Genomic DNA, 3,839 nt, shown 5'->3' with positions numbered 1-3,839 from the left:
CGCCGACGGCCCGCGTTCGGGCCGCCCGGTGCCGGGCCGCCCGCGTGGCGGCCGAGGTCAGGCCTCGCGGGCGCGCAGGTTGAGGCCGAGCGCCCGGAACTGCTCGACGGGGTGGTGGTAGCCGCGCTCGATGTGGTGCACGCCGCGCAGCATCGACGGCCCCTCGGCGACGGCCGCCGCGAGCACCGCCGAGAACCCGGCGCGGATGTCCGGCATCGTCACGTCGCCGCCGCGCAGCTTGGTCACGCCCCGCACGACCGCCGAGTGCAGCGCCGCCGTGTCGTGGTACCGGCAGGCCGGGCCGCCGAGGCAGGTGTCGTACACCTCGATCTCCGCGCCCATGCTCTGCAGCGCCGGGACGTACGCCAGCCGGTTCTCGTACACCGTCTCGTGCAGCACCGACATGCCGTCCGCCTGGGTGAACAGCACCATCAGCGGGGTCTGCCAGTCGGTCGCGAACCCGGGGTGGGTGTCGGTCTGGACGGCCGCCGGACGCAGCCCGTGCGGCGCCGACGCCATGATCCACTCGTCGGTGATCTCGAACCGGGCGCCCATCCGGTCCAGCGTGGTGATCGCGGTGACCAGCCGGTCCTGCGGGCAGCCGTGCACCCGCACCTCACCGCCGGTGACCAGGCCCGCGACCAGGTACGAGAACGCCTCGATCCGGTCGCCGGCGAGGCGGGTGCGCGCGCCGTTCAGCCGCGGCACGCCCTCCACCACGATCCGCCGGTCGGGCGCGAACGAGATCCGCGCGCCCATCCGCTGCAGGAACAGCGCCAGCTCGATGATCTCCGGTTCGGTCGCCGCGTTCCGGATCACCGTCTTGCCCTGCGCCCGGACGGCCGCCAGCAGCACCGTCTCGGTCGCGCCGACGCTCGGGTACGGCAGCGTGATCCGGGTGCCGACCAGACGGCTCGCGCGGGCGTGGATGCCGTCCTCGGCGATCTCCACCTCCGCGCCGAACGCGCGCAGCGCCTCCACGTGGAAGTCCACGGGCCGGCGGCCGATCGGGTCGCCGCCGACCAGCGGGACGAACGCCTCCCCCGCCAGGTGCAGCAGCGGCCCCAGCATCAGGATCGGGATCCGGTTCAGCCCGGTGAACGCCTTCGGGACGTTCGGCTCGGCGACCGGCCCGGGCACGATCGTGATCTCCCCGTCGGCGCGCTCCACGCGCATCCCGAGGTGCTCCAGCATCGCGCCGGTGATGCCCACCTCGCCGACGTCGGGCGCGTTGGTGATGGTGCTGGGCCCTTCTCCCAGCATCGCCGCGACCATGTGCTTACTGACCGCGTTCTTGGCCCCTCGCACGGTGACGTCGCCGCGCAGCGGCCCGGACGGCTCGATCTCCCACACCTTCTCACTCACCCGTGCAGCCTATGACCGGCCCGCGAGACGTCCAACCCGGCCACCCGGCGCGGGTGGGCTACGGTCGCTCGCATGGATCTCGGACCCCCCACCCTCCGCCCCGTCCGCGAGGACGATCTGCCGTTCCTGGAGTCGTTCTTCACCGACCCGCACACCGCCGGCGAGTACGCCTGGCACGGCTACACCGACACGATGCGCCTGCGCCGCCGCTGGCACGAGGACGGCATGATCAACGACGACCGCAGCGTCCTGCTGGTGGCGGCCGGGGACGACCGCCTCGGCATGGTCGCATGGCACAAGGTGGTCGCCAACCCGTCCACGCACTACTACAACTTCGGCATCGGCCTGCACCCCGACCACCGCGGCCGGGGCGTCGGGACGCAGGCCCAGCGGCTCCTCATCCGCTACCTGTTCGCCTACACCCGGACGCACCGCCTCGAAGCGGACACCGAGCTGGGGAACGTCGCCGAGCAGCGCGCGCTCGAGAAGCTCGGCCTCACGCGCGAGGGGACCATCCGGGGCATCGTCTTCCGCGACGGCGCGTGGCGCGACGGCGTCCGCTACTCCATCCTCCGCACCGATCCCCAGCCCTGACGCGGGCGCCGGCTCACGAACAGCCCTGGAACTCCGGCACCGTGAACGCCAGGTTCGCCAGCCCCGACGTCCCGAACCACTTCCGCAGCAGCCGCGGCGCGGTGCCGTCCTGGTAGAGCCTGGTGATCGCCTTGTTCACCGCCTCGCAGCCGTCCACGTCCCCCTTGCGCAGCCCGACGCCGTACGGCTCCTCGGTGAACGGACGGTTCAGGATCCGCACCGCGCCGCGGCCGCGGGCCGAGAACCCGGCGAGCACCAGGTCGCCCGTCGACACCGCGTCCAGCTCGCCGTCGAGCAGGCCGCGCACGCACGCCGAGTACGACGGCCGCGGCACCAGCACCGCGTCGATCCCGAGTCCGCGCACCACCCTGGACGTCGAGACCGATCCGCTCGCCTCGCACATCCTCCGTCCGGCCAGGTCCCGGACGCCCCCGATCCGCCGCTCCCCGGCGCGGACCATGATGTCCTGGTGCGCCACGTAGTACGGCCCGCCGAACATCACCCGGGTCGACCGCTCGGCCGTGATCGAGTACGACGCGAGCACCAGGTCCACCTTGTGCGCGTTCAGCAGCGCCTCCCGGTTCTCGGACGTGACCGCCGCGTACCGGACGTCCGCGGCCCCGACCCGGTGGGCGATCGCCGCGCCCAGGTCCACCTCGAAGCCGCTGAACCCGCGCCCGCTCGCGTCCGCCATCCCGAGTCCCGGCTGGTCCGCCTTGACCCCGACGACCAGGGTCCGCTTCGTCGCGACCGAACCGCCCGTCGCCGCGTCCGCGGCGCACCCCGCCACCGCCAGCACGAGCCCCGCCGCGACGGCGCCGCCTAGAACAGCTCTCACACCTTACGAATAGGGTCCGCACACGTCCCCGAGATGAACACCATGCGATTTACGTGGGTAGGTGGCAGAAACTCCGTCGCCGCCGGGAACGCGCCGCTACGATCGCCACCACGGACGTTCCGCGACGGGGAGACGAGGTTCCACCATGGCGGCGGAGTGGGCGCCCCAGGGCATCGACACGAGCCGGCCGAGCGTCGCGCGCGTGTACGACGTCGCTCTCGGCGGCAAGGACAACTTCGCGGTCGACCGGGCCGTCGCGCAGCGCCTCCAGGACGGCCTGCCCGAGATCATGAGCATGGCCAGGGTCAACCGCGCCACCCTCGGACGCGCCGTCCGGCTCATGGCCGAACGCGGCGTCCGCCAGTTCCTCGACCTCGGCGCGGGCCTCCCCTCCGCCGACAACACCCACCAGGTCGCGCAGCGCGTCGCCCCGGACTCCCGCGTCGTCTACGTCGACAAGGACCCCATCGTCCTCGCGCACGGCCGCGCCCTGCTCGCCGACGACGACCGCACCGCCGTGATCACCGCGGACCTGCGGGACCCGAAGACCGTCCTCGCGCATCCCGAGGTCACCCGGCTCCTCGACCTCTCCCAGCCGGTCGGCGTCCTGTTCGTCGCGATCCTGCACCACCTGCACGACGACGAGGACCCGAAGGGCGTCCTGGACGACTACATGTCCGCGATGCCGTCCGGGAGCCACCTGTTCGTCTCGCACTTCTGCGACTTCGGCCCGCTCTCCCAGGAGCTCCAGCGTCGCTTCCTGGACCTGCTCGGCACGGGCCGCTTCCGCGCGGCCGAGCAGATCACCGCCTTCTTCGACGGCTACGAACTCCTGCCGCCGGGCGTCGTCCCGAACCCCCTCTGGCATCCGGACGAGCCCCCGCCCGCCGAGCTGTCCCTGGCCCAGCGGATGCACTACGCCGGCATGGCCTACAAGCCCTGACACCCAGAAACCAAGAAAGGCCCCGCCAGTGATGGCGGGGCCTTTCTTATGAGAAAGAAGTATCCCATGGAAAACGAAGTGAGGCCCGCCACAAAGTGG

General features: G+C 72.3%; 4 protein-coding genes. 2 read left to right on the top strand and 2 right to left on the bottom strand.

The genetic code is table 11. The features are described 5' to 3' along the window. Positions 1-57 precede the first annotated feature (57 nt). Positions 58-1,365, bottom strand: coding sequence for a UDP-N-acetylglucosamine 1-carboxyvinyltransferase (gene murA / locus DZF91_RS26985; RefSeq protein ID WP_117359976.1), 1,308 nt, complete (start codon positions 1,363-1,365; stop codon positions 58-60). 72 nt (positions 1,366-1,437) lie between these two features. On the opposite strand from murA, the gene DZF91_RS26980 reads away from it, so the two are divergent. Beyond that, positions 1,438-1,959 carry a GNAT family N-acetyltransferase gene (locus DZF91_RS26980; protein WP_117359975.1) on the top strand — a complete coding sequence of 174 codons (522 nt, stop codon included), beginning with the start codon at positions 1,438-1,440 and terminating at the stop codon, positions 1,957-1,959. A 13-nt stretch (positions 1,960-1,972) separates the two neighbouring features. Here DZF91_RS26980 and DZF91_RS26975 read toward each other — a convergent pair whose 3' ends face one another. After that, the gene (locus DZF91_RS26975; protein WP_117359974.1) at positions 1,973-2,797 is read right to left on the bottom strand and encodes a glutamate ABC transporter substrate-binding protein; all 825 of its coding nucleotides are present in this window, start codon (positions 2,795-2,797) and stop codon (positions 1,973-1,975) included. 145 nt (positions 2,798-2,942) lie between these two features. Between DZF91_RS26975 and DZF91_RS26970 the strand changes: the two genes are divergently transcribed. Further along, positions 2,943-3,740 (top strand): SAM-dependent methyltransferase, encoded by a 798-nt coding sequence (locus DZF91_RS26970; protein ID WP_117359973.1) that lies wholly within the window; start codon positions 2,943-2,945, stop codon positions 3,738-3,740. Positions 3,741-3,839 lie beyond the last annotated feature (99 nt).

Source organism: Actinomadura logoneensis (genome assembly GCF_003428695.1).
Lineage (GTDB): Bacteria > Actinomycetota > Actinomycetes > Streptosporangiales > Streptosporangiaceae > Spirillospora > Spirillospora logoneensis.
Note: the sequence above shows the minus strand (reverse complement) of the source record. Positions and strands in the feature narration are given on the sequence as shown.

Bases quoted from the DNA above. Each gene is read 5' to 3' on its own strand.
- DZF91_RS26970 (WP_117359973.1), top strand. From the start codon at position 2,943: ATGGCGGCGGAGTGGGCGCCCCAGGGCATCGACACGAGCCGGCCGAGC.
- DZF91_RS26980 (WP_117359975.1), top strand. From the start codon at position 1,438: ATGGATCTCGGACCCCCCACCCTCCGCCCCGTCCGCGAGGACGATCTG.